Raw genomic sequence first — 19,466 nt, 5'->3', positions numbered from 1 at the left:
GCGCTGCGGGCGGTAGCCCTGCTGCCCGGTTTGCCGGCCCTGACTACTTGGTGCGGTCAGTGTCCGGCGCGGATCCGGAGTCCTGGTGAGCGGAGTTGCCGGCCGCCGGCTGGCTCTTGGCGGGCCTGGTGCCGACGGCTGGTTCCGTCACCGCTTCAGTTGGGGCGGAAGTGTGCCCCGGACCGCTTTGGTTATCAGGGAGATTATCACGTGACCCACTATCTGAGACACTCTTGTCCGAATGCCGGATGCTTTTGCCGTCGGCCGGAACAGCCGCCAGTTCGCCGTCTTCGCGGTCCCCGGCCTTGGTGGCGCCGTCGCTGACGGCCGCTGTAGCGCCGTCGCTGTCTGCGTCGCCGTCCGTGGCGGCCGGGACATGGCCGGCCAGGTACGGGGTGTCCGGTTCATCGCGCTTGCGGAGCCCCAGTGCAATAAACACGATCAGCGCCGCAACGAAGACGAAGATGCTGGTCCACACGTTGAGCCGGGTGGTGATGCCGAACAGGCTGATCTGTTCGGCATCGTCGATCCGCATGGCTTCGATCCAGACCCGGCCCAGGGTGTAGTACATGGCGTAGAGCCAGAACAGCCGCCCGCGGCGGAAGTGGAACTTCCGGTCCAGGGCCAGCAGGATCAGCACGCCTGCGATATTCCAGAGCGACTCGTAGAGGAACGTCGGGTGGAAGAGAGTATCGGCCGGCATGCCAGCCGGGAAGTTCGCGTTGTCGGCGTCGATCTGCAGGCCCCAGGGAAGGGTGGTGGGACCGCCGAAGAGCTCCTGGTTGAAGTAGTTGCCCCAGCGCCCCAGCGCCTGGGCGAGCAGCAGCCCGGGAGCGGCGGCATCGAGGAATGCGGTCAGCTTGACGCCTGCGCGGCGGCAGCCGATCCATGCGCCCACGGCGCCGAGCAGGACGGCCCCCCAGATCCCCAGACCGCCTCGCTGGATCTGCGGAATCAGGGACAGATCACCGGTGCCGTCAAAGCCGGGGCCGAAGTAGGCGTCCGGGGATGAGAACACGTGGTAGAGGCGGCCGCCGATAATGCCGAACGGGATCGCCCAGATGGCGATGTCCCACAGGCTGCCCTCCGGTGTACCGCGCTTGGTCCAGCGGACCGACGTCAGCCACAGGCCAACGACGATTCCGGCAAGGATGCACAGCGCGTAGGCGTGGATGCGCAGGGACCCCCACGGCAGCGGGATGTCGAATCCGGACCAGTCCGGGCTCGGAATGCTGGCGGGGAGCATGGCCGCCGCGTGGAGGACAGTCTGCATTGTTTAGGCTTCTTCCCTGGTCAGGCCGGTGCTGAGGTCTTTGGTCAGGGCGGCGACAGCGTCCACGCCGCCGTCACGGATGGCGGCGACCAATGCGGTGCCCACGATTACGCCGTCTGCATAGGCCGCGATCTCGCGGACCTGGCCGGCATTGGAGACTCCGAGGCCCACGCATACGCGTTCGGCTCCTGCAGCATGCGCGGCGGCAACGACGCCTTCCGCAGCGCTGCTGACGGAAGTCCGGGCACCGGTGACGCCCATGATGGACACTGCGTAGACGAAGCCGCGGCTGGCATCCACCGTGCGCTTCATACGCTCCGGGGAAGAGGACGGGGCGACAAGGAACACACGGTCCAGTCCGTACTTGTCCGAGGCAGCCATCCATTCGGAGGCTTCGTCCGGAATCAGGTCGGGGGTGATGAGCCCGGCTCCCCCGGCTTCGGCCAGCTGGCGGGAGAACTCGTCCACGCCCATCCGGACTACGGGGTTCCAGTAGGTCATCACCAGGACGGCGGCGTCGGTCTTGCTGGTGATGCCGCGGACCACGTCGAAGACCTGGCGGACGTGGAAGCCCTTGGCGAGGGCCTCCGTGGTGGCAGCCTGGATGACCTGCCCGTCCATGACGGGATCGGAGTACGGGATCCCGATCTCGATCAGGTCGGCACCGTTCTCGGCCAGCGCGATGCCGACGGCGATGGTGTCCTCCACGCTGGGGAAGCCGGCGGGCAGGTACCCGATGAGGGCGACCCGCCCTTCAGCGCGTGCCTTGTCGATGGCGGCTGCCGATTTGCTGGTGCTGGTGATGTCCTGAACGCCGGTCACAGCTGTTCCCCTTCTTTGCCGATCTCGGCCTCAACGGAATCCTTGTCCAGCAGGTCGAACCATTCGGCGGCCGTGGCCACGTCCTTGTCCCCGCGGCCGGAGAGGTTAACGATCACGATCTTGCTGTCCGCGGGCTGGCCTTCGGCTGCAGCTTCGGCGGCGAGGCGCTGCCCCACCTTGATGGCTCCCGCCAGGGCATGTGCCGATTCGATGGCCGGAATGATGCCCTCGGTCCGGCACAGGACCCGGAAGGCATCCATGGCTTCGGCATCCGTGATGGGTTCGTAGCTGACGCGGCCGATGTCCGAAAGGTAGGCATGCTCCGGGCCGACGCCGGGATAGTCCAGGCCCGCGGAGATGGAGTGCGACTCGATGGTCTGCCCGTCGTCGTCCTGCATCAGGTACGAGCGCGCACCGTGGAGCACACCCGGCTTGCCCAGGCTGATGGTGGCGGCGTGCCGGCCGGTTTCCACGCCGTCGCCGCCGGCCTCGAAGCCGTAAATCCGCACGGAAGGATCGTCCAGGAAGCCATGGAAGATGCCGATCGCGTTGGAGCCGCCGCCGATGCAGGCACAGACGGCGTCCGGCAGCCTGCCGGCCTGTTCCAGGATCTGGGCGCGGGCTTCTTCACCGATGACCTCGTGGAAGTACCGCACCATCGCCGGGAACGGGTGGGCACCGGCGGCCGTGCCGAGCAGGTAGTGGGTGTGGTCCACGTTCGCCACCCAGTCGCGGAGCGCCTCGTTGATGGCGTCCTTGAGCGTCTGCGATCCGCTGGTCACCGGAATGACCGTGGCGCCCAGGAGCTCCATGCGGGCCACGTTCAGGGCCTGGCGCCGGCAGTCCTCGGCGCCCATGTACACCACACACTCGAGGCCCAGCAGGGCGGCGGCCGTTGCGCTGGCTACGCCGTGCTGGCCCGCACCGGTCTCGGCGATCACGCGGGTCTTGCCCATGCGCTTGGCCAGCAGGGCCTGGCCCAGGACGTTGTTGATCTTGTGCGAACCGGTGTGGTTCAGGTCCTCGCGTTTGAGGAAGATGCGGACTCCCCCGGCGTGCTCCGCGAAGCGCTTGGCCTCGGTCAGCAGGGACGGACGGCCGGAGTAGTTCTTGTTCAGGTCCTTGATCTGGGCGACGAATTCCGGGTCGGCCTTGGCCTTTTCGAAAGTGTCTTCCAGCTCATCCAGGGCCGCGATAAGGGATTCGGGCATCCAGCGCCCGCCGTAGGAGCCGAAGTACGGACCCGGCGCGTGGCGCAGGGACCGGTCTCCTTGCAGAAATGCGTCCGCGGTGCCCTCATCAGAGCCGGTTGTTGGCGCGTCGACCATCGGTCTCACCATCCTGTTCCACTGTTCATAAGAAAAATCGGGTGGCACCCGGCGTCAGCAGACTGATGCCGGGCGCCCCGGTCGTCAGACCCGTGCTGCGATGGCTTCCGCCCCGGCTGCGGTAAATTCGGCAATCCGCTCACGCGGGGTTGCGTCGCTCACGAGGGCTTCACCCACGAGGACGGCGTTGGCGCCGCTCGCGGCGTAATGCCGGACGTCGTCCACGCCGCGGACACCGGACTCGGCAACGATGACCGCCTCCGGAGGGATGCCGCCGGAAAGGGAGGCAAAAACGGAACGGTCGACGTCGAGCGTCTTGAGGTTGCGGACGTTGACGCCGATAATCCGGGCGTCCGCCGCTACGGCGCGCTCGATTTCTTCTGCCGTGTGCGTCTCCACCAGGGCGTTCATGCCCAGTTCACGGGTGAGCTGGCTGAAGTCGCGCAGTTCCGCATCGGTCAGCGAAGCGACGATCAGCAGGATCAGGTCCGCACCGTGCGCCCGCGCTTCCCAGATCTGGTATTCGTCGACGGTGAAGTCCTTGCGCAGCAGCGGAACGTCGACGGCTTTCCGGACGGCGTCGAAATCGGCGAGTGACCCGCTGAACCGGCGCTGCTCGGTGAGCACGCTAATAACGGACGCACCGCCGTCGGCGTATTGGACGGCCAGCTCGGCGGGATCGGCGATGCTCGCCAAATCGCCCTTGGAGGGGCTGCGTCGCTTGATCTCCGCTATGACCTTCAGCTGCTTCCGCGTCGAGTCATCCCCGCCCAGGGCTGCCCAGGCGTCACGTGCGGGCGCGGCCGCTGCGGCGCGGTCCTTCAGTTCGGCGAGGGACACCAGGCGCCGGCGGGCCTCCATGTCCTCCCGTGCACCGGCATTGATGTCATCGAGAACAGTCACTGCTAGTGGCCGGAGTTCTTCAGCTTGCTGCCGTCCACGCCGTAGCCGGCCTTCCGCATAATCCAGCCGAGCAGCAGGCCGATCACCATAACTGCCGCGCCGGCAATGAAGATCGGGGTGCTGGCGATGACAAAGGCGATGGACGCAATGAGGGCGCCCACCAGCATAACGATCACGCACGTCCAGGCGGCCGGGCTGTTGCCGTGGCCGAGGTCTGCGCTGTGGTCGACGCCGGTGTTGACGTTCTGGGCAGCAGCGGATTTGGATGCGGAAACAGTGGCTTTGCTCATGGAAATCTCCTCAGGATGAATACTGCTTACATTCTGCCATTTTTTGGCGGCACCTTGGACATCGGCCGGGGACACCGGCGGTCCCGGCTTACGTGGGATCGTCGCCCCGGGACAGCCTGTCCCAGCTGTCGATCTCGTCCGCGGGGCCATCGGATGCATCGGCCGCTGCGGCGTCATATTTGGTCCGCGCTTTCCAGTGCCGGCCCGCCGGAATGATCAGCAGGGCACTTAGCCCCAGCAGGACGCCGGCGACGACGGCGAGTGCCGGGAAGGCTGAGACGCTCACCTGGACGCTGCTGCCGGTGATGCCGGTGGCGGCGGCGATGGACCCCTGGGCTGCTGCGAGGGGGTCCGCCATCACGGTCACGGCTGCTGCCACGATCCCCACCGATGCCAGGACAATGATCGCCGTGATGATCCAGCGGGCAATCCGGCCGGCGATCGAGGCGGCGAGGCCGCCGGCCAGCGCCACGAGTGCCAGCGCGGTGACTGTGGTGGCCGCTTTGCTGCCCTGTACCTGCAGGCCGTCCTGGCTGTTGACGGCCTGGCCCAGCTGGGCCGGGTCCAGGTGGACGGTCAGCCACGTCTGGGTTGTGGTGCCGAAGGCGGCCAGGGCCATCGCGGCGATGACCAGGACCAGCGTGGACTTCCGCGCCCACACCGGAGCGCCGGTCCGTTTCCTGGCGGGTTGGCTTGCCTTGTCTGCCATGACGCCCATCAACGGGCCGCTGTGTCTGTGCCGGCAGCATCGCCCGGCTCCGCAACGGAATCGGCCGTGATGTTGTGCAGTGACCCCGCCGTGTGGACGGCCCGCAGCGGCGCGGCAGCCTTGTTCACCGTTTCCAGGGCTTCCGTCGGGTTCACCGAGTCGGCAACGATGCCGCCGCCGGCCTGGACGTAGGCGCGGCCGTCGCGGAGCAGCGCAGAACGGATGGCGATGGCCATGTCCATGTCGCCGGCAAAGTCCAGGTAGCCCACTACGCCGCCGTAGATGCCGCGGCGGTGCGGTTCCAACTCGTCGAGGAGCCGCAGGGCACGGGGTTTCGGGGCGCCGGAGAGAGTACCGGCCGGGAACGTTGCCTTCAGCACGTCATAGGCTTTGGCGGTCGGGGCGAGTTTGCCCACCACCGTGGACACCAGGTGCATGATGTGGCTGAAGCGCTCCACCTCCATGAACTGCGTGACATCCACCGTGCCGGCTACGCACACCTTGGAGAGGTCGTTGCGGGACAGGTCCACCAGCATGAGGTGCTCGGCGCGTTCCTTCTGGTCGGCAAGGAGCTCCTCGGCAAAGGTCTTGTCCGCCTCCACGGTCTTGCCCCGGGGACGTGATCCGGCGATGGGGTGGGTGATGACCTCCTCGCCGGTGACCGTCACAAGGGCCTCAGGGGAAGAACCCACAATCGAGTACTGCCGGCCGGCGGCGTCTTCGAGGCTGAAGATGTACATGTACGGGCTGGGGTTGGTATTCCGCAACACCCGGTACACATCCAGCGGATCGGCACCGCACTCCATTTCGAAGCGGCGGGAGATGACCACCTGGAACACTTCCCCGTCAACGATCGCTTCCTTGCCGCGGTCCAGGGCAGCCAGGTAGTCGGGCTCATTCCAGCGTTCCTGGACACTGGAGGCAAAGTCCAGGGCGGCCGGTTCCAGCACCGAAATCGGCTGTTCCACGGGAGTGCTGACCTTGGCCAGCAGCGCCTTGACCCGGGCCACGGCATCGTGCCATGCCTCATCCACGCGTTCCGTGCTGTTGTCGAAGTTGATGGCGTTCGCGATCAACAGGACAGTGCCGTCCATGTTGTCGTGCACTGCCATGTCCGTGACCAGGTTCAGGGCCAGTTCCGGAAGTTCCAGGTCGTCCTCGGGCGGGCTGGTGAGTTTTTCCCAATGCCGTACGGTTTCCCAGCCGAGGAACCCGACCAGGCCCGAGGTGAACGGCGGCAGGCCTTCGAAGCGGTCGGTGCGCAGGGCTTCCACGGTGTCACGGATGGCATCCACGGGGTTCCCGTCGACCGGCACGCCGGCAGGCGGCTTTCCCAGCCAGTGCGCCTGCCCGTCCTTGGTGGTCAGGGTGGCGCGGGACTTGGCGCCGATAAAGGAATACCTGGACCACGAACCGCCCACGGCCGCGGACTCCATCAGGAAGGTGCCGGGCTGGCCGTTCGCCAGCTTGCGGTAGAGCCCGATGGGGGTCTCGGCGTCGGCCAGGACCTTCAGCCGGACGGGGATGACACGGCTGTGGCTGGCGAGCTCCCGGAATTCCTCGAGGCCCGGGCTGATGATTCCAAGGTCCTGCATGGCTATGGTTTTCCGCCTGTTCTTGAGTGGTGCCTGAATCGTGTGGTGGGGGTCCGGCGCCTGCGCCGCACCCTGCCTGAACGGTGCTAGCTGGCGTTCCCGGCGGCGCCGGCGTCGCCGGCAACGACGGGAAGCCCTCGGCCGTCGAAGCAGGTGCGCGTGCCCGTGTGGCAGGCCGCTCCGACCTGGTCCACGCGGACCAGCAGGGCGTCGCCGTCGCAGTCCAGTGCAACGGATTTGACCCATTGCACGTGGCCGGAGGTGTCTCCCTTGCGCCAGTACTCCTGGCGGGACCGGGAGTAGAACGTCACCCTCCCGGAGGTCATGGTGCGCCGCAGTGCCTCGTCGTCCATCCAGCCGAGCATGAGCACCTCGTTGGTGTCGAACTGCTGGACGACGGCGGCTACAAGCCCGGCGGCGTCGCGCTTCAGGGCGTCCGCCACTTCGGCAGGCAGGACAGGTACGGGGGCGGGGGCGGGCTGCTCAGACATCAGACCAAGTCTAGTGCCTCACCGAAGTGTGACGATCAGGGTCAAAATCGGCGGCGCTTCCACTGCGCAACTCGCGGCCTCTCGTGCTAGTTTCACAAGTGATGCATTTCGTCGATCCGTCCCGAGAAGTCCTGGCCGAAACCCTGCTGGCGGCCGGCCCTGACTCCCCCACGCTCTGCAGGGGCTGGCGCACGCGCGATCTCGCCGCACACCTCTACCTGCGCGAACGCAAGGCAGGCGTCGGGCTTGGCCTGATCATCAAGAGCCTGGCCAAAGCCTCCGACGAGGCCACCGCGAAGCTTGCCGCCAAACTCAAGACCACCGAGGACTACACCCGGCTGGTCAACACCTTCCGGGCCGGTCCCCCTGCGCTGTCGCCGCTGAGGATCAAGGCCCTGGCCGAGAGCTCCAACCTCATTGAGTACTTTGTGCACACCGAGGACGTCCGCCGGGCCGTGGACCGCTGGGCACCGCGTGCCCTGGATGAGGAATACTCCGACGCCCTGTGGGATGAACTCATCAAACGCGCAGCCATTCTGTACCGCGGGGTGGACCTGGGCATCGTGCTGGTGCGGCCTTCCGGTCCGCGTCACGTCGCCAAACGCGCTCCCGTGTCGGTGGCCATAGTCGGCGAACCGGGCGAACTGCTGATGCACGCCCATGGACGCACCCGCCATGCGCTGGTGACCTTCGAAGGTCAGCCGGACGCCGTCGCGCTCCTCCAGTCAGCCGAAGTCGGACTCTAGCAGCGGCCCGTTGGTTGAGTTGGTCGAAATCAAGGTTTCGGCAAGCCCAACCGCCGGAGAGCCCAAGCTCAACCAGTGGTGGCTAGCGGACCTCGAATCCTGCTTCGCGGATGGCGGTCTTAACCTGCGAGATCATGTCCACGGGACCGAAGTGGAAAATCGACGCCGCCAGCACGGCGTCCGCTCCGGCAGCGACGGCAGGCGGAAAGTGTTCGGGCTTGCCTGCCCCGCCGGAGGCGATGATGGGCACCCTGACGGCGGCACGTACCAGCCGGATCAATTCGATGTCGAAGCCGTCCTTGGTTCCGTCGGCATCAATGGAGTTGAGCAGGATCTCCCCGACGCCACGGTCCGCGGCTTCGCGCGCCCACTCGATGGCGTCGATCCCGGTCCCCTGCCGGCCGCCGTGTGTGGTCACTTCAAAACCCGACGCCGTGGGCTCTGATCCGGGGCGGGTACGCCGGGCGTCCACGGACAGGACCAGGACCTGGGACCCGAAATGCCGGGTAATTTCGTCAATGACGTCCGGCCGGGCGACGGCCGCCGTGTTGATCGAGGCCTTGTCCGCGCCGTAACGCAGGAGCTTGTCCACCTCGGCCACGCCGCGGACGCCGCCGCCGACGGTGAGCGGAATGAAGACTTCCTCGGCAGTACGGCGGACCACGTCGAAGGTGGTTTCGCGGTTGCCTGAGGAGGCGGTGACGTCCAGGAAGGTCAGTTCGTCCGCCCCGCCGTTGTCGTAGCGGTGAGCCAGTTCCACGGGATCGCCGGCGTCCCGGAGGCCCTCGAAGTTGATGCCTTTGACCACGCGGCCGGCATCAACGTCCAGGCACGGAATGACGCGCACTGCTACAGCCATGATGTCTCCTGAGGGTTTCGCTGGTGGGAGATGCGGTGGAGACCGCAGAAACGGGCAGGGCCCAAACGGTCAGGCTCAGATCCGGCAAGCGTGGATGCTGCTGACCAGGATGGCGCGGGCGCCCAGGTCGTAGAGCTCATCCATGATCCGGTTGGTTTCCTTCTTCGGGACCATGGAGCGCACGGCAACCCAGTCGGAGTCGCGCAGCGGGGAGACCGTGGGCGATTCCAGGCCCGGCGTGAGCGCCGCGGCCTGCTCCACGAGTTCCTTGCGGATGTCGTAGTCCATCAGGACGTACTGCCGGGCCACGAGCACACCCTGCAGCCGGCGGATCAGGACCTCGATCTCCTTGGCCGTGCCGTTCGCGGCGCCTTCCTGTCCGGTGCGGCGGATCAGCACCGCCTCCGATTTCAAGATCGGTTCGCCGAAGATTTCCATCCCGGCCGCCTTGAGCGTGTTGCCGGTTTCGACGACGTCGGCAATCGCGTCCGCCACGCCGAGCCGCACCGAGGATTCCACGGCGCCGTCCAGGCGGACCACCTTGGCATTGATGCCGCGCTCGGCGAGGTAGCCGCGCAGGAGGCCGTCATAGCTTGTGGCCAGGCGCTTGCCTTCGAGCTCTTCCACCTTGGTGAAGTCACCCACGGGACCGGCGAACCGGAAGGTTGAGGCGGCAAAGCCCAGCGGCAGCAATTCCTCAGCCTCCACCTCGGCATCGAGGAGGAGATCACGGCCGGTGATGCCGACGTCGAGCGTTCCCCTGCCGACGTAAACGGCGATGTCGCGCGGGCGGAGGAAGAAGAATTCAATGTCGTTGTCCGGGTCCACCATGACCAGTTCGCGGGTATCGCGGCGCTGGCGGTATCCAGCTTCGGACAGCATGGCCGAAGCCGCTTCGGACAGGGATCCCTTGTTGGGGACGGCAACTCGCAGCATGGGGGTCTTTCTGGGTTAGGAAGTCTTGGTTACAGGCAATCGGCCACGCTCAGCATGGCTACAGATGCTTGTAGACGTCTTCCAGGGTCAGGCCTTTGGCGAGCATCAGAACCTGCAGGTGGTACAGGAGCTGGGAGATTTCCTCGGCGGCGGCCTCATCGGATTCGTATTCGGCAGCCATCCATACTTCGGCGGCTTCCTCCACGACCTTTTTGCCGATGCCGTGGACTCCGGACTCCAATTCTGCGACGGTGCGGGAGCCTGCCGGACGGGTGGCTGCCTTCTCACTCAGTTCTGCGAACAGCGTCTCGAAATTCTTCACGCCCTCCAGCCTACTTGCTCCGGGCCTGGCCCCGCCTCTCGGGCCGTTCCATGACGGCGTCGACGTGAGGCAACACACAGCCAACGCGGCACCGGAGCAAGCAAGGGGCGCCTAGCTGTACTGCTTCAGGGTGACTGCAGTGGCCAGCGCGGCGGTGACGGCTTCGTGGCCTTTGTCCTCCTTGGACCCGGGCAGGCCCGCGCGGTCCAGGCCCTGCTGCTCGGTGTCGCAGGTGAGCACACCGAAGCCAACCGGAACGCCGGTGTTGACGCTGACGTCGGTCAGCCCCATCGTGGCCGCTTCGCAGACGTACTCGAAGTGCGGGGTTCCGCCGCGGATCACCACACCAAGGGCCACAACGGCGTCGAAGTGCTTGGCCAGCCGGGCGGCGGCCACGGGGAGCTCAAAGCTGCCGGGAACCCGCAGGACGGTCGGTTCGCTGATCCCGGCGTCCTTGGCAGCGCGCAGCGCGCCGTCCAGCAGCCCGTCCATGATCTGGGTATGCCAGCTGGCGGCCACAATGGCCAGCTTCAACTGCGACGTCTCCGCCGGGTTGAGGGTTGTGAGGTCAATCTCCGGTGCGCCGTGTCCACTCATCTAAAGTCTCCTGCTTCGTTCTGTTTCGTCAGTCTTATTGGTGCTGATTCAGTCTTGTTCGTGCTGGTAGGGCCCCTGGCCGGCGGCCGGCAATGCCGTCACCGGTTCGCCGTCCCGGGTGCCCAGGACGAGCCGGTGATCCATCCGGTCTTTCTTGGTCTGCAGGTACCGGATGTTCTGTTCGCGTGAAGGAACCTCAGTGGGAACCATCTCGACGACGGTGACGCCGGCATCCGCCAGCCGGTTCTGCTTGTCCGGGTTGTTGCTCAGCAGGCGCACTTCGTGCAGTCCCAGCTCGGCCAGGATCTGCGCAGCGGCGTTATAGCAGCGCGCATCGACGGGAAGGCCCAGCTGTTCGTTGGCTTCGACCGTATCGAAGCCGGCTTCCTGAAGGGCGTAGGCCTTGATCTTGTTGGCCAGGCCGATGCCGCGGCCCTCCTGCCCGCGAAGGTACAGCAGCGTGCCGCCTTCCTCGTTGATCTTCTCGAGGGCGTAGGCCAACTGCTCTCCGCAATCGCAGCGGTAGGAGCCGAAGACGTCCCCGGTAAGGCACTCCGAGTGGAGCCGCACCAACGGCGCTTTGCCATCCACAGGCGGAATGGGTGAACTCACGGCGAGGTGCTCGGCACCTGTCACCAGGTCAGTCCAGGCCTGGGCCACGAAGTCCCCGAATTCACTGGGCAGCTGGACAACAGGTCCGCCGCTGACCGGGTGCGGCCGGCGTCCGGCCTTCACGTCTTTTCGTGCCTCTGAAGCCGTCATCGCATCTCCTCATTCCCCGCCGGGACCGGCGCCTGTCCGTCGGGCCGCCCCGCATCCAGGTACGCCACCAGATCCTCGATCGAGATCAGCGGGCAACCATGCTGTGCAGCGAAGCCGCGAAGTCCGTCCAGACGCATCATTTCTCCGTTGTCGTACACCACCTCGGCGATCACGCCCACCGGCTCCAGTCCGGCAAGCCGGCACAGGTCCACGGCCGCTTCGGTGTGGCCCGGGCGTTCACGCACTCCACCGTTAACGGCCCGGAGCGGAAAAACATGCCCTGGACGGGTGATCGATCCGGGGCGGCTCGCGGGATCTGCCAAGACCCGGGCGGTGAGTGCCCGGTCTGTTGCCGAAATGCCCGTGCTGACGCCAACGGCCGCATCGCAGGAAACCGTGTAGGCGGTGCCCTTGGAGTCTTCATTGACCTCGACCATGGGCGGCAACAGCAGGGCATCCGCCCGGGCTCCGTCGAGCGGTACGCAGATTACCCCGGAGCTGTAGCGGACTGTCCAGCCCATCAGTTCGGGCGTGGCGTGCTGGGCGGCGAAAATGATGTCGCCTTCGTTTTCACGGTCCTCGTTGTCCACCACAAGGACGGGGAGGCCCGCAGCCATGGCCCGGACGGCGTCTTCGATCGGGTCCAGCACCCTGCCCGTCGTCACTGCCACAGGGATGTCGAGTCCACCGCTAAATTCATGATGGCTCAGTTCATCGGTGTGCAGTTTGGGTGTGTTCTTGAGCTGGCTCACTTGGAGTCCCCCGTTCCGGCTGTGACGTTGGCGGTGCCGGCACCGCTGGTGGAGCCGCCGGCGAAGGCGAGCAGGCGTTCGGTGTACTTGGCCAGCACATCAACTTCGAGGTTGACCCTGCTGCCGAGGCTCTTCGCGCCCAGGCCGGTTTCAGCCAGTGTGGTGGGAATGAGGCCCACTTCGAACCACGGCGCCGGTTCCGACGCGTCGCTGACTGCCGTCACGGTGAGGGAGACGCCGTCGACGGCGATCGAGCCCTTTTCAGCGATGTAGCGGGCAAGCCGCACGGGCACTCCGAACCGCAGGCGGTCCCAGTTGCCGAGTGCCTCGCGCTCGAGGAGTTCCCCGACGCCGTCCACGTGCCCCTGGACAACATGTCCGTCCAGGCGTCCGCCTGCAGGAACGCAGCGCTCCAGGTTCACGGTGTCGCCCGCATCGAGCTCTCCGATGGTGCTCCGGACCAGCGTCTCGCCCATGACGTCCACGCTGAAGTCCTTGCCGTCAATCGCGGTGGCGGTCAGGCATACTCCGTTGACGGCGATCGAGCCGCCCAGGGCCAGCCCTTCGGTGCTGCCGGGCGCATGAAGGCGCACCGTGGCGCTGACGTCGCCGTTGCGTTCAACGGACAGGACCCTGCCCTGTTCGGCAATTATTCCGGTAAACATCAGTTGCCTCCTGTGGCGGTGCCCGCGCCGGTGCGGTGCGGTAAGGATTCGGGTGAGCTGGTCAAGGATAGAAAGGATTCGGGCGCGGCCGGTGCTGCCGGCAGATCTGCTTCGGCCGGGTCCGTGGACGCGGCCGTTCTTGCTGCCGGTTCGACGCTCCCTGGAAAGAGGTGGAGCCTAAGGTCCCGGCCCAGGCTCTGCACGGCTCCCCCGGATGCCTGGTCCCAGTCCCAGGCCTGGGCGTCGGCGAGGGTCGTGATGCCGAGGTCGCCAAGGGCGGCAGTCCCGGATCCGAGCAGGGTGGGCGCCAGATAGACGATCAGTTCGTCCACGAGGCCGGCGGCGAGGAAGGCGCTCAGGATGCTGGATCCGCCTTCCACCATGACGTGCCGGACACCGGCGGAGAAGAGCCTCTCCAGTGCCTCGTGCGGATCCCGGGTGGGCAGGTGCAGGACGCGGCCGTCGTCGCCGTGGATAGCGGCGTCGTCGGGAATTCCCCGGAGCCCCATGACTGCGCGCAACGGCTGGTTCCCGGCCGGCTTGCCGGACGCGTCCCGGGCCGTGAGCCGGGGGTTGTCCACGAGAAGCGTTTGCGTACCCACCAGGATGGCATCCACCCGGCTGCGGAGCCCGTGGTTGTCCGCGAGGGACTCCGGGCTGGAGATCCATTGGCTGGTACCGTCCGCTGCCGCGATGCGGCTGTCCAGGGTCTGGGCGATGTGGAGTGTCACGAAGGGGCGCTGGCCGAGGACGGCTTCAAACCAGCGACGGTTAAGCTCGAACGCGGCGCGGGCGGACAGGCCGGAACGTACGCTGACTCCGGCGGCCCGCAGCGTTGCGGCTCCGCCGGCGGCGGGGTCATGGGGGTCGTCTACTGCGTACACCACCGAAGCAATGCCGGCGTCGATGATCGCCTGGGCACAGGGGCCGGTCCGTCCGCAGTGGTTGCACGGCTCGAGGGTGACCACCATGGTTGACCCGGTCAGGTCCAGGCCCTGCCTGCCCGCCTGGGCAATGGCGTCAGCCTCGGCATGCGCCGTCCCGGCGCCGCGGTGATAGCCGGTCACCAGTTGCCGGCCATCAGGGCCGATGACGACGGCGCCAACCAGCGGGTTTGCCCCGCGCGGCCCCAGGAGCGCAGCGTCGAGGGCTGCATCCATGGCATCGGTCTCGGCAGCACTGAACCGGTCGGCAGTCTGCGGCGCTGTTGTCTTCGGCGTCAAAGCGTTCGTCGTTCCTTCCCTCGAGAACCGCGTGGGCTCCGGGGGTATACGACAGCGCAATGCCGCACCGCCCGAAGGGCAGTGCAGTAACAGCTGTACGTGCTTCTCTCATCCAGACTTTAACTGTCGGTACCGGAATTTCACCGGTTCAACCGTCCGCCGGAACAGTTCCTGGAGAGGATCTGTGCCGGCTCGCGGGTCGCGGACTGTCACCGCCGGTTCGGACTTACACCGACCCCGGAGCACGTAGTGTGTGTTGTTATTCTGTCACAACTGAGTCACTGGTCCGTGTATTCCCGTCAGACTCCGTCATGATTCCGAAACAGAGCGTGCCACGGCCGGAACCGCGCGTGAGCCGGCTGCCCGGAGGCGGTCAATCGCTGCCGCCGGGTCCTCCGCACCGTACACCGCCGAGCCTGCCACGAAGACGTTGGCTCCTGCCTCGGCCGCCCGGACAATGGTCTCCTCGGTGATGCCGCCGTCCACCTGCAGCGCCACCCCGGTGCCGGAACCGTCGATCGCCGCCCGGGCACGCCTGATCTTCGGGAGGGTCAGGTCCAGGAACGACTGGCCGCCGAAGCCTGGTTCCACGGTCATGATCAGCAGGAGGTCCAGTTCCGACAGCATGTCCAGGTAGGGTTCCACCGGCGTACCGGGACGCAGCGCCATTCCGGCCTTGGCGCCGCGTGCGCGAAGCTCCCGTGCCAGTTTGATGGGCGCGATCGACGCTTCAACGTGGAACGTGACGGAGGCGAGTCCGGCGTCGGCGAAGGCTGGCGCCCAGCGGTCCGCGTCGGCGATCATCAGGTGTGCATCCAGCGGCACCGGGCTGACGGCCTGGATGCGCTGGACCACGGGCAGTCCGATGGTCAGGTTCGGCACAAAGTGGTTGTCCATGACGTCAACGTGGACGGCATCGGCGTTGCTGATTCTGTGCAGCTCCGCCTCCAGGTTGACGAAGTCGGCGGAGAGAATGCTGGGGTTGATGCAGCACTGAGCCATGTCGGCTCCTTTCACTCGAGCGGAGGGATCAGGATTCGCGAAGGTGTCAGGATTTCTTGTGGATGAGGGCCAGGAACATGGCGTCAGTCCGGTGCACATGCGGCCACAGCTGGGCCGTCATTTCGTGGCCGGCCTCAAGATGCCCGGGCAGGCTGACTTTGTCCAAGGCGGCGCCGGCATCGAGCAGTTCCAGGTCGTCGCGTTTGCGCAGCGCGTCGGTCACGACGGCGGTGGTTTCGGCGGGGTGCGGCGAGCACGTCACGTAGGCCACCACGCCGCCGGGCCTGACGGCATCCAAGGCTGACTTAAGCAGTTCGCGCTGGAGCGGGCCCAGGTCCGCGAGGTCCTTGGGTGTGCGCCGCCACCGCGACTCCGGCCTGCGCCGCAAGGCGCCAAGTCCGCTGCAGGGTACGTCGACGAGAACGCGGTCGAAAGTCCCCGCCATTTCAGTTCCGACGTCGCGGCCGTCCCCGGTCCGGACATGCCAGACCTCGTGAGGGACCGCGGCCAGGGCCTGCCGGACCAGCTTGGCACGGTGCGGGGCGGGTTCGTTGGCCAGCAGGGTTGCGCCCTGCTGCCGGGCGAGGGCACCCAGCAGGGCGGCCTTGCCGCCCGGTCCGGCGCAGAGGTCCAGCCATTTTTCGCCGCCCTTGGCGCCGGACTGTCCGTCCGCACTCTCCGGACCCGGGGCATGCAGATCCCCGGAATTCAGGTCCACGGCAGCCATGGCGCGGGCAACCAGCTGCGAGCCCACGTCCTGCACCCTGGTGCTGCCTTCACGCACCGACGCCAGCCGGCCGAGGTCCCCGCCGCTGGAGAGCGCCGAGCCTTCCACGAGTTCACCGGCCGTGGCCCCGCCCTCCAGGGCTTCGTCCAGGCTCCCCAGTCCGGGCAGCGCAACAAGGTTCACTACCGGCGCAGCGTTGTCAGCTTCAAGGAGTTCGTTGATTTCGGTGACCGGGCGTCCGTGCGCCACCAGCGACTGCCGCAGGGCGCGGACAATCCACTCCGGGTGGGCGTAGCGGATGGAGGCCACCCGGGTTTCGTCCTGCTCGTCGCTGAGCAGCAGCTCCAGCCACTCGTCCAGCGTGTGGGCCGAGACCTTGCGCAGGACGGCGTTGATCAAGGCTGATGGGCCGGCGCCGATGACCGCACGGGCCAGTCCAACGGTCTGGTCCAGGGCGGCGTGGGCGGGCACTCGCATGGCCAGCAGCTGGTGGGCGCCGATCCGCAGGGCATCCAGGATGGCAGGATCCAGCTGGTCCAGCGGCCGGTCGACGCAGCGGGCCAGGACGGCGTCATAGGTTCCCTGCCCGCGCAGCGCCCCGTAGCTCAGTTCGGTAGCGAACCCGGCGTCCCGCTTGTCCAGGCCGTGGTGGCGGATCCGGGCCGGCAGGACGAGGTTTGCGTAGGCGTCTTCCGATGCGACGGCACGCAGGACTTCAAAAGCCACCAGGCGGGCGGGGTCGGCACGCCGCGTACGCTGCGAAGGGGCGTTCTCGCTGAAATTCCGCTTCGGCCCGCGGTTGCGCTCCCGGCCCTGGGCGTCGCGCTGGCTGCCTTGGCGGCGACCGGAGGAAGACCCGCCGGACTGCCCGCCGCCGCTTGCTCCCCCCTGACGGGGACCCCTGCCGCGGCCGCTGCCGCCCGTTCCGGACTCGCTCATTCGAATACCACGCCTTCCAGTGCCACTTGTCCGCGCGCCCAGTCGGCGGCGGCCATCATCTTCTTGCCCGAGGGCTGTATCCGCGTCAGTTCAACGGGATGGGAACCCGTACCCACCAAAACGCTCTTTCCGTCAAGCAGCACCTGGCCCGGCTGCAGCGCCGGCGCATCGGTCCGGAGCGCAACAGGTTCGAGTTTGACCCGCTGTCCGTCCAACGTTGTCCAGGCGCCGGGTTCAGGCGTGACGCCGCGCGCCCTGCGCCCGATGGCGAGGGCGGGCTCGTGCCAGTCGATCCGGCCGTCGTCGATGCCGAGTTTGGGAGCCAGGGACACGTCCCCCGACTGCGGAACGGCTACGGCCCGTCCCGCTTCTATGGCGGAAAGCGTCTGGGCGAGCAGCGCCGCACCGCTGTGCGACAACCGTTCCAGGAGTTCACCGGAGGTGTCATCGGGCCGGACCGACTCGGTGAGGGTCCCGAAAACCGGGCCGGTGTCCAACCCTTCTTCGAGGAGGAACGTCACGGCGCCGGTGATGTCGTCGCCGGCCATCACGGCACGCTGCACCGGGGCAGCCCCCCGCCAGGCGGGCAGCAGGGAAAAGTGCAGGTTGATCCAGCCGTGCCGCGGAACGTCCAGCGCTGCGCGCGGGATGAGGCCTCCGTAGGCCACGATGGCGGCTGCGTCCGGCGCTGCGGCAGCTATCCTGGCAGTCACTTCAGCGTCCACCTTCGCGGCGTGGATCACCTCAATGCCGAGTTCGGCGGCGCGCGCCGCAACGGGCGACGGCGTGAGCACGCGCTTGCGTCCGACCGGGGCGTCCGGCCGGGTCAGGACGGCAACGACGTCGAAGCCGGCCTGCACTAAAGCGTCCAGGGACGGTACCGCGACAGCCGGCGTACCGGCGAACAGCACCCTCACTCGGCGGCGCCGAAGCTGCCGCCGCCGAAGCTGCCGCCCCCGAAACTGGAACCAACAGTCTTCGCCCGCTTCGACGTCGTCCGTTCGGTAATCGCGTCGTAGTTGGCATTGCGGATGGAACGCAGGGCAGCCTTGCGGTCTTCGCCTTCGAGCCTGTCCGTGAAGAGGATGCCGTCGAGGTGGTCTGTTTCGTGCTGGAAGCAACGGGCCAGCATGCCCTCGCCGTCCACGGTGACGGGATGTCCATGGAGGTCGACCCCGGTGACCCGGGTAGCGCGGCGGCGCCGGACGGGGAAGCCAAGGCCGGGGATGGACAGGCAGCCTTCCACTTCGTCCGGCTGGAAGTCCTCGCTGTTTTCCAGCACCGGGTTGATGATGTGGCCTTCCACCCCGCCGATGCGGTAAGTGAAAACCCTCTTGCTGACGCCAACCTGCGGGGCGGCCAGGCCCGCGCCGTCCACGTCCTCCATGGTCTCGGTCATGTCGGCAACGAGTTTTGCGAGCTCCGGCCCGAATTCCGTCACGGGGTCGGCCACTGTGCGCAGCACAGGGTCGCCGATGATGCGGATATTCAAAATGGCCATGTGCAATCTGTCCTTCGGTAAAACGGCGGTACGGGATCCAGTCCAGTTTAGTTGGCCGGCTACCTGCCGGGCACAGCCTGCAGTGCGGGCGGTGCCACGGGCAACGATGGCGGCGCCACCGGAAGGAGGGCGGTCCCGGCGCTGGAGGTGTCCGCCGACATCTCCCAGACCCGCCGCAGGGCGCAGAACTTCCACCAGTGGTGCTTAAGCACCTCCGGGTTGGCACGCATCGGCCGGACTTCCGTCTGCCCGATTGCCACCGCCAGCAGGATGGGGGAATCGCCGTGCTGCCAGGGTTCCCACTCCCCCGCGACAGGATCAACGAGGCTTTCCTCCGCCTTCATTCCGGCCACCAGCTGCATGACCACTTTGTCGTCCAGCGGCTTGACAGTTCCGTCCCGGGTGGTGCCTTTGGTCTTGTAGTCGATGATGCAGGTCCGGCCGTTGATCCTTGCCACGAGGTCAAGGGTGCCGGCATAGCCCACGGTCTTGTTCCAGACGGTGACTTCCGGGGCAACGGGCTCCACGCCAAAGAGTTCCCACCACTCATCAAAGCGCGCCGCGAACGCTTCCTCGCCGTTTGCTGCCAGTGCCTCCCGCATTTCCTTCATCTGGTGGGGCCGGCCGAGCGCCCGAAGCGCAACCTGTTCGCAGTAGTTGTGCACGCGGTCTCCGCGCTTGGCGGCGTCATCTCGGTAGGTTTCGGCGGCCTTCGCGGCGCGGCTGACTGCCTGGCGGACCTTGGCCGGACTTCCCAGGATCCCGGGAAGCAGCGGATCGCTGGCAAGGCTGTTCGCCCCCATGTACCCGAACCACCCGTCAAGGCCGTGCGGCTGCTGGCCGATGACGGTGGTTATGGACGGAACGGAAAACGACTCGGAGGTTGAGCGTGCATACATCCGGCCATATTCCGTGGCGTGGGCAAGGAGTGGATCAGTCATGCAAACACTCTTTCATGAAGGGCCGACAGGATTGCAGGGCGCAGGAACCGTGACCGGAAAGCGAAATGGCCCGTCCCGCTGAG

Annotated in this window: 22 protein-coding genes and 1 riboswitch; of the genes, 1 reads left to right on the top strand and 21 read right to left on the bottom strand. The window is 66.9% G+C overall.

The features are described from left to right. Nucleotides 1-43: 43 nt before the first annotated feature. The 8 genes from lgt to hisI all read right to left on the bottom strand — a co-directional run bounded on the left by lgt (nt 44) and on the right by hisI (nt 7,411). Nucleotides 44-1,273, bottom strand: coding sequence for a prolipoprotein diacylglyceryl transferase (gene lgt / locus ARTH_RS08605; RefSeq protein ID WP_011691550.1), 1,230 nt, complete (start codon nt 1,271-1,273; stop codon nt 44-46). A 3-nt stretch (nt 1,274-1,276) separates the two neighbouring features. After that, nucleotides 1,277-2,095: a tryptophan synthase subunit alpha gene (trpA, locus tag ARTH_RS08600; protein WP_011691549.1), complete on the bottom strand. Its 819-nt coding sequence runs from the start codon at nt 2,093-2,095 to the stop codon at nt 1,277-1,279. Then, entirely contained in the window at nt 2,092-3,423 is a 1,332-nt protein-coding gene (trpB, locus tag ARTH_RS08595; protein ID WP_011691548.1) for a tryptophan synthase subunit beta, read from the bottom strand. Before trpB ends, trpA begins: the two co-directional genes overlap by 4 nt. Before the next feature lie 84 nt (nt 3,424-3,507). After that, on the bottom strand, nt 3,508-4,326 hold the full coding sequence (gene trpC / locus ARTH_RS08590) for an indole-3-glycerol phosphate synthase TrpC (RefSeq protein WP_011691547.1): 819 nt from the start codon (nt 4,324-4,326) through the stop codon (nt 3,508-3,510). A gap of 2 nt (nt 4,327-4,328) precedes the next feature. Then, nucleotides 4,329-4,616 (bottom strand): HGxxPAAW family protein, encoded by a 288-nt coding sequence (locus tag ARTH_RS08585; RefSeq protein ID WP_011691546.1) that lies wholly within the window; start codon nt 4,614-4,616, stop codon nt 4,329-4,331. 88 nt (nt 4,617-4,704) lie between these two features. Beyond that, nucleotides 4,705-5,334: a Trp biosynthesis-associated membrane protein gene (locus tag ARTH_RS08580; RefSeq protein ID WP_011691545.1), complete on the bottom strand. Its 630-nt coding sequence runs from the start codon at nt 5,332-5,334 to the stop codon at nt 4,705-4,707. Further along, the gene (locus tag ARTH_RS08575; protein WP_011691544.1) at nt 5,334-6,920 is read right to left on the bottom strand and encodes an anthranilate synthase component I; all 1,587 of its coding nucleotides are present in this window, start codon (nt 6,918-6,920) and stop codon (nt 5,334-5,336) included. Before ARTH_RS08575 ends, ARTH_RS08580 begins: the two co-directional genes overlap by 1 nt. Before the next feature lie 86 nt (nt 6,921-7,006). After that, nucleotides 7,007-7,411 carry a phosphoribosyl-AMP cyclohydrolase gene (gene hisI / locus ARTH_RS08570; protein WP_011691543.1) on the bottom strand — a complete coding sequence of 135 codons (405 nt, stop codon included), beginning with the start codon at nt 7,409-7,411 and terminating at the stop codon, nt 7,007-7,009. A 101-nt stretch (nt 7,412-7,512) separates the two neighbouring features. Here hisI and ARTH_RS08565 point away from each other — a divergent pair, with 101 nt between their 5' ends. Further along, complete coding sequence (locus tag ARTH_RS08565; protein WP_011691542.1) at nt 7,513-8,157, top strand: TIGR03085 family metal-binding protein; 645 nt, start codon at nt 7,513-7,515, stop codon at nt 8,155-8,157. Nucleotides 8,158-8,239: 82 nt separating this feature from the next. Here the strand turns inward: ARTH_RS08565 and hisF are convergent, their stop codons facing one another. The 13 genes from hisF to ARTH_RS08500 all read right to left on the bottom strand — a co-directional run bounded on the left by hisF (nt 8,240) and on the right by ARTH_RS08500 (nt 19,383). Continuing rightward, nucleotides 8,240-9,016, bottom strand: coding sequence for an imidazole glycerol phosphate synthase subunit HisF (gene hisF, locus ARTH_RS08560; protein WP_011691541.1), 777 nt, complete (start codon nt 9,014-9,016; stop codon nt 8,240-8,242). A gap of 75 nt (nt 9,017-9,091) precedes the next feature. Next, entirely contained in the window at nt 9,092-9,952 is an 861-nt protein-coding gene (gene hisG / locus ARTH_RS08555; protein ID WP_011691540.1) for an ATP phosphoribosyltransferase, read from the bottom strand. A gap of 58 nt (nt 9,953-10,010) precedes the next feature. After that, entirely contained in the window at nt 10,011-10,274 is a 264-nt protein-coding gene (locus tag ARTH_RS08550; protein ID WP_028270786.1) for a phosphoribosyl-ATP diphosphatase, read from the bottom strand. Between the two features lie 111 nt (nt 10,275-10,385). After that, nucleotides 10,386-10,871 carry a 6,7-dimethyl-8-ribityllumazine synthase gene (gene ribH / locus ARTH_RS08545; RefSeq protein WP_011691538.1) on the bottom strand — a complete coding sequence of 162 codons (486 nt, stop codon included), beginning with the start codon at nt 10,869-10,871 and terminating at the stop codon, nt 10,386-10,388. 48 nt (nt 10,872-10,919) lie between these two features. After that, nucleotides 10,920-11,633, bottom strand: a complete 714-nt coding sequence (gene ribA / locus ARTH_RS08540; RefSeq protein WP_011691537.1) for a GTP cyclohydrolase II — start codon at nt 11,631-11,633, stop codon at nt 10,920-10,922. Beyond that, nucleotides 11,630-12,310, bottom strand: a complete 681-nt coding sequence (gene ribB / locus ARTH_RS08535) for a 3,4-dihydroxy-2-butanone-4-phosphate synthase (protein ID WP_083812747.1) — start codon at nt 12,308-12,310, stop codon at nt 11,630-11,632. The genes ribA and ribB overlap by 4 nt, the downstream gene beginning before the upstream one ends. 71 nt (nt 12,311-12,381) lie before the next feature. Continuing rightward, entirely contained in the window at nt 12,382-13,050 is a 669-nt protein-coding gene (locus tag ARTH_RS08530; RefSeq protein ID WP_011691535.1) for a riboflavin synthase, read from the bottom strand. Continuing rightward, a complete protein-coding gene (gene ribD, locus ARTH_RS08525) occupies nt 13,050-14,210 on the bottom strand; it encodes a bifunctional diaminohydroxyphosphoribosylaminopyrimidine deaminase/5-amino-6-(5-phosphoribosylamino)uracil reductase RibD (protein WP_052309769.1) in 1,161 nt (386 codons plus the stop codon). The genes ARTH_RS08530 and ribD overlap by 1 nt, the downstream gene beginning before the upstream one ends. 159 nt (nt 14,211-14,369) lie before the next feature. Beyond that, nucleotides 14,370-14,522, bottom strand: a riboswitch (FMN riboswitch). Between the two features lie 60 nt (nt 14,523-14,582). Beyond that, complete coding sequence (rpe, locus tag ARTH_RS08520; protein ID WP_011691533.1) at nt 14,583-15,275, bottom strand: ribulose-phosphate 3-epimerase; 693 nt, start codon at nt 15,273-15,275, stop codon at nt 14,583-14,585. A 46-nt stretch (nt 15,276-15,321) separates the two neighbouring features. Further along, nucleotides 15,322-16,941, bottom strand: coding sequence for an RsmB/NOP family class I SAM-dependent RNA methyltransferase (locus ARTH_RS08515; protein WP_011691532.1), 1,620 nt, complete (start codon nt 16,939-16,941; stop codon nt 15,322-15,324). Further along, nucleotides 16,938-17,858, bottom strand: a complete 921-nt coding sequence (gene fmt, locus ARTH_RS08510) for a methionyl-tRNA formyltransferase (protein WP_011691531.1) — start codon at nt 17,856-17,858, stop codon at nt 16,938-16,940. Before fmt ends, ARTH_RS08515 begins: the two co-directional genes overlap by 4 nt. Next, nucleotides 17,855-18,442 (bottom strand): peptide deformylase, encoded by a 588-nt coding sequence (gene def, locus ARTH_RS08505; RefSeq protein WP_043429660.1) that lies wholly within the window; start codon nt 18,440-18,442, stop codon nt 17,855-17,857. Before def ends, fmt begins: the two co-directional genes overlap by 4 nt. 59 nt (nt 18,443-18,501) lie before the next feature. Then, nucleotides 18,502-19,383 (bottom strand): PD-(D/E)XK nuclease family protein, encoded by an 882-nt coding sequence (locus ARTH_RS08500; protein WP_011691529.1) that lies wholly within the window; start codon nt 19,381-19,383, stop codon nt 18,502-18,504. Nucleotides 19,384-19,466 lie beyond the last annotated feature (83 nt).

The organism is Arthrobacter sp. FB24, from assembly GCF_000196235.1.
GTDB lineage: Bacteria > Actinomycetota > Actinomycetes > Actinomycetales > Micrococcaceae > Arthrobacter.
The sequence above is the reverse complement of the archived record's forward strand: the minus strand, read 5'-3'. Positions and strand labels throughout refer to the sequence as shown.